Source organism: Hyphomonas sp. UBA3601 (genome assembly GCF_002375605.1).
GTDB lineage: Bacteria > Pseudomonadota > Alphaproteobacteria > Caulobacterales > Hyphomonadaceae > Hyphomonas.
The window spans coordinates 1-4,403 of the sequence record NZ_DFME01000104.1 but is presented as its reverse complement, the minus strand read 5'-3'; the positions used below and the strand labels follow the sequence as shown (position 1 = coordinate 4,403).

General features: G+C 57.7%; 5 protein-coding genes and 1 pseudogene. 3 read left to right on the top strand and 3 right to left on the bottom strand.

Features of this window, described 5'->3' with window-relative positions; genetic code table 11:
• A partial coding sequence (locus B4F73_RS10345; RefSeq protein ID WP_290483196.1) for a type IV secretion system DNA-binding domain-containing protein occupies window positions 1-662 on the top strand: 662 nt, incomplete at its 5' end.
• On the top strand, window positions 662-1,756 hold the full coding sequence (gene mobF / locus B4F73_RS10340) for a MobF family relaxase (protein ID WP_290480104.1): 1,095 nt from the start codon (window positions 662-664) through the stop codon (window positions 1,754-1,756). The genes B4F73_RS10345 and mobF, both read left to right, overlap by 1 nt.
• A gap of 42 nt (window positions 1,757-1,798) precedes the next feature.
• Here the strand turns inward: mobF and B4F73_RS10335 are convergent, their stop codons facing one another.
• Both B4F73_RS10335 and B4F73_RS10330 read right to left on the bottom strand, forming a co-directional pair.
• Entirely contained in the window at window positions 1,799-2,065 is a 267-nt protein-coding gene (locus B4F73_RS10335) for a hypothetical protein (protein ID WP_290480105.1), read from the bottom strand.
• Window positions 2,066-2,358: 293 nt separating this feature from the next.
• Window positions 2,359-3,495 carry a Fic family protein gene (locus tag B4F73_RS10330; protein WP_290480106.1) on the bottom strand — a complete coding sequence of 379 codons (1,137 nt, stop codon included), beginning with the start codon at window positions 3,493-3,495 and terminating at the stop codon, window positions 2,359-2,361.
• 181 nt (window positions 3,496-3,676) lie between these two features.
• Here B4F73_RS10330 and B4F73_RS16830 point away from each other — a divergent pair.
• A pseudogene (locus B4F73_RS16830) lies at window positions 3,677-3,916 on the top strand (phage integrase central domain-containing protein); the annotation flags it as partial.
• A 199-nt stretch (window positions 3,917-4,115) separates the two neighbouring features.
• Here B4F73_RS16830 and B4F73_RS10325 read toward each other — a convergent pair.
• On the bottom strand, window positions 4,116-4,403 hold a 288-nt coding region (locus B4F73_RS10325; protein ID WP_290483195.1), incomplete at its 5' end, for a DUF736 domain-containing protein.

Sequence of the window (4,403 nt, the reverse complement as noted above, 5' to 3'; positions counted from 1 at the left end):
TCTGCAGTCCTGCATTCAGCGAAAGCAGCCAGCGCCGCATCTGGCTCTTCCTTGACGAGTTTCCGCAACTCGAAGCGATGGATGACCTGGCCGCCTTGCTAGACCTCGGGCGATCGAAGGGCGTGTGCGTGGTGCTGGCTGCTCAGGATACATCCCAGATCCGCATCAGGTATGGCCGCGACCGGACCAATGCCTGGCTGTCGATGATCGGCACCCACATCATCGGCCGCATGAATCCCGGTGAAGGGGCCGAGGATATCAGCCGGGCCATCGGCATGCAGGAGATAGAAAAGGAAGCACGCAGCAAAAGCCATTCCGGCGGAAACAGTTCGGTCAACATATCGACCGAACACTCGCTGCGTCCGGTGATGACGCCGAGTGAACTGTCGTCGCGTCTTGGCCGTAAGGGTCGCAAGGTCCGGATGCTGGTGCTGGGCTTCGGGGAAGACGTGTACGAAATCGAGCTGCCGATCACGATCCTTCCCTCCCAGCGTCCGGCGAATGTACCGGCTGACTGGACCCGGCCCAATCACGAACCTCTGGGCGCCAATCCTGCACCTGTTCGCCCTGCCTCACCGATCCAGCGGCCGCAAAAAGCGGGCCTGCTCTCGGCTGACGTCATTGCCCGCATTCGCAAGCCGAAGCCCGGAAGCATGGACTGATGGTCGCCTCCATCTCCGCCCGGAAATCGGTGGGCGCCGCCGTCAGTTATTTCAAGCACATGGCCCAGGACGAATACTATACCGGCAAGGGTGAGGCCGAAGCGGAAGCAGATGGCGAATGGGATGGGCGGGGCGCCGAACGCCTCGCCCTTGAAGGCCCCGTCTCGAAGGCAGACTTCGAAGCGGCCCTGAACGGCATCGACCCGAAGACCGGCGAACGCCTCACCCAGACCGGCAAGTCCCATGCGCCGGGATGGGACATGACGCTCTCAGCCCCCAAGTCGGTCTCGGTCATGTGGGCGCTCTCAGCTCCAGCCGATCGCAAGACAATCGACGCCGCGCACCGCCAGGCCGTTCATGCCGCCACCACACACCTTGAAGACCATCACGCGTTCACCCGCCGCGGCAAGGGCGGCGCGATCCGCGAGCCCGTCGCCGGGCTGACCATTGCCCGGTTTCATCATCACACGAGCCGCGATCTCGATCCTCAGCTGCACACGCACGCGTTCATTTTCAACACAGCCCCGCGCCGGGACGGAACCTGGGGCAGTCTCGTCAGCCGCGATCTCTACAAGGCCCAGAAGGAGGTTGGGGCAGTCTATCGCGAACACCTCGCCAACCGGCTCGAACGCGGCGGCCATGCCGTCGAGCGCTATGGCACAGGCTTTCGTCTGAAAGCCATCCCGCGCGACATCGAACGCGCATTCTCGAAGCGCAGGCAGGCGATCGAACAGGCCGCCGACACATACGGCTACCGGACGCCCAAAGGCATGGAACTCGCAGCGCTGCGCACGAGGCAAGCCAAGCGCCCACGGGAGCGTACGGCACTGTTCCAAGCATGGCAGGCAGAGGCCAGAACGCTCGGCTTCGATCTCGCCACATCGCGCCAACAGCAATTACAAACAGCGCCCCAACAACAACAAACGCCCGAACCGGGCATTGGCAATGCCACCAAATCCGCAAGCCGCGTCTTTACTTCAGCGAGACAAATGCTCACCGCAATCGCCGCCGTCTCGCGCGCGTCAACAGGCATGCCGGGCATCGCGGTAAACCTGCGTCAGAGACGGATTGAGCGGGAACGTGAAGCAGAATAGAAGACGGGATCACCTGCGCTCAGAGTAGATTTGCCGGACGGCTCAGCGGCGCGGAAACGGGATGATCCTGGCGTCATCAAGAAAAGCCTCCATCCCCTCTTCGGCAATCGTCCGTTCGAATTCCTCGAAGGCGGCTTCGTCGCTCTCGAACGGATCATCCCACACAATCGAGGTCCCGTTCTGGTTCACCACTTCCAGAGTCCATTCCTCTCCGTGCTCCAGACGCACGATGCACAATTCCACCGTCATTCCATTGCGCGTCACCCAGCCATTCCGGGACGAGAAGACAAGGTTGGGATCGCGTTCCATGAGGATTCTCCAAGCTGGCCGGGGGCCTTTCCGCCCGCTCCTAAATAGCTCGCCCGTTCCCGTCGCGAAACCTGAAAATGTGCTGCTTCGCATTGTACACGGCGACAGGCCCAATTGCGCTGGTAACTTTTGCGCCTAACCTGTTCGCTCCGTAATCGCCCTGCACACCATTCGTGTACAGGATAAGCGCGCGAATTTCCCTTCTGCAGTGGGTGTTTCAAACAAAATCGCTCGCGATTTGTCAGCATCGAAGGTGCATGGGGTGTGACACCCAACTCTATACCGAAAAGCGTCTAGTCAAAAACTATCGGTCGTATCAAGTCGATCAATGGATCGATGTTACCTTGATCCGCATTTTTTAGCGCCGAGTAGTAGTCCGCGCCTTTATTGAGTAAGGACATTTCTGCGCGCTGAAATAGATCAAGGCATTGTTGCATCAGAACTGCACGTGCAACACGTCCGTTTCCATCCAAAAATGGATGTATAAGGAGCAATCTGGCGTGGAACTTAGAAATCGCCCTAAGCTTGTCATCAGGGTTTCGAAGTCCGGGATATTCGTCAACCCAAGCTTTGCAGAGTTCTTCCAAACCTCCTTTTATGTCCTGTGGTCTCATGGGTTGAGCTAGCTCAGTGCTTCGTCCCTTTGAAGTTCCTAACCAAGCATCTTCAGTGCGCAATTGACCCACCGAGCGTTTGGGCAAATCAAAACATAGCAGTCTATGAAATAACAGAATATGCGCGGGAGTTAGCTGAACTGAAATGCTGGACCAAGAATCACTTTTCACGAAAGAAGAAACCGATATTAGATCAGCGGTGGGTGGGGCCATTGGGGCGGATAGTTTGAATGTTCGGACGATATCTTCCTGCCCAGCGCTCATGCGCTCGATAGAAGCTCGCAACAGCAGCAATTCACGCGTGTGAGCGGTTAGCGCTTGTGCTGTTTGCGAATCAGATTGCACTGCCCAAGAAAGCTGTTCCTCCAAGGTCATTGGGATCGATAGATATTGGATACGGACGCCATAGCCATGCGGTGAATCGAGTAAATTTTGCAACTGCTGGAGATGGATAAGGTCGGCTTCTTTACGTAGATCGGTCGCGTACTTCGTAAGCGTCACTCTCTGCTTTGCCGTGAGAGTTTGATTTGTCACGAAAACGAAGCCGCCGTACTCGTTTGTAGCTCCCGCTAGGTCGGACAAGTATTTCTTTTTAACGGCAGAGAAGGATTTGGGCCCGCCAGGAAAAAAGACAGCGGCCACCCACCGAACTCCACCCTTAATACAAACGATATCCTTTTTCCCGTCGGGTCCGCCGAGCGGATTTTGAGGATCGATCTCCTCATACCCTGAGAGTTTCAGTGCAGCAGCAGCTAGTCGTTCCGACTTCGTCGAACCATCTCGCCAAAACGACAACCGCAATTCCGTATCGTTCATCCGCCAATCACCCTTCGTAGTCGAAAGCAACAAATAGCATGAAGCTTTGTCGAGTCATGTCGAATAAGTACATGTTCCGTTTAAGGTCACTCACTCACCGACTATCTACCCGCCGCAGTTCAGCAGTGTCGCAGAAGCGGCCTCGCCAAAGCAACGTTCGACGTGATCGCCGCCGATTTTTGTGGAAGAACGAGGGGCTCACCGAAACCTCCCTCCCGAAAAAGCCTGGCTCCTCTACTTCGCAAGGGAAGAACTGGGCATCATGCCCTGCTCTGGCATCCAGCCGCGCAACGTCCTCACCTTCCTGCAAACAGTCGAGGCGAAAAGCGATTATGAAACCGCCAAGTGCCTGCGCGCCACGATTGGGGAAGTCTTGCGCTACGCAGTCGCCACCCTGCGCGCCGAGACAGATCCGACACCGGTCCTGCACAGTGCGTTGATCTCGCGGAAGGTGCGCCACATGCCAGCCATCTTCGATGCGCCCACGTTCGCGCGCGTCGCCTGGACGATCTGGACCTATGAAGGCCGAGCGCGTCGAGATGATGAACTGGTGGAGCGAGCACGTCGTCCGAAACACGAATGCGAGGTGACGGCTCCTCTGGGAGCCGTCACCAGTGCGATCAGTCCCTGGGGTTCCAGAGGAGCACGTAGCGCCCCTTCTTGCCCTTCACAGGCGCCAGGTTCGCATAGACCTTGCGTGGCCCGATATTCGGATCGGCGAGCGTCAGCGATACATAGTCCTTGCCGCTGGATTTTGCCTTGACGATCCAGCCGCCGCCGATCTCGGTTTGGATCTCGCCTGCGAAGATGCGGTAGTCGGGCTGGGTGTCGACTGTCTTGTCCGCGTTCTTCTCGATCCGGATGGGCGCGGTAAGGTTCATCATCGCGAGGGCGCCTTCGAAGCCGGT

What these genes read in the sequence shown, in the direction of transcription:
- mobF (WP_290480104.1), top strand. Translation starts at nt 662, where the DNA reads ATGGTCGCCTCCATCTCCGCCCGGAAATCGGTGGGCGCCGCCGTCAGT.
- B4F73_RS10335 (WP_290480105.1), bottom strand. Translation starts at nt 2,065, where the DNA reads ATGGAACGCGATCCCAACCTTGTCTTCTCGTCCCGGAATGGCTGGGTG.
- B4F73_RS10330 (WP_290480106.1), bottom strand. Translation starts at nt 3,495, where the DNA reads ATGAACGATACGGAATTGCGGTTGTCGTTTTGGCGAGATGGTTCGACG.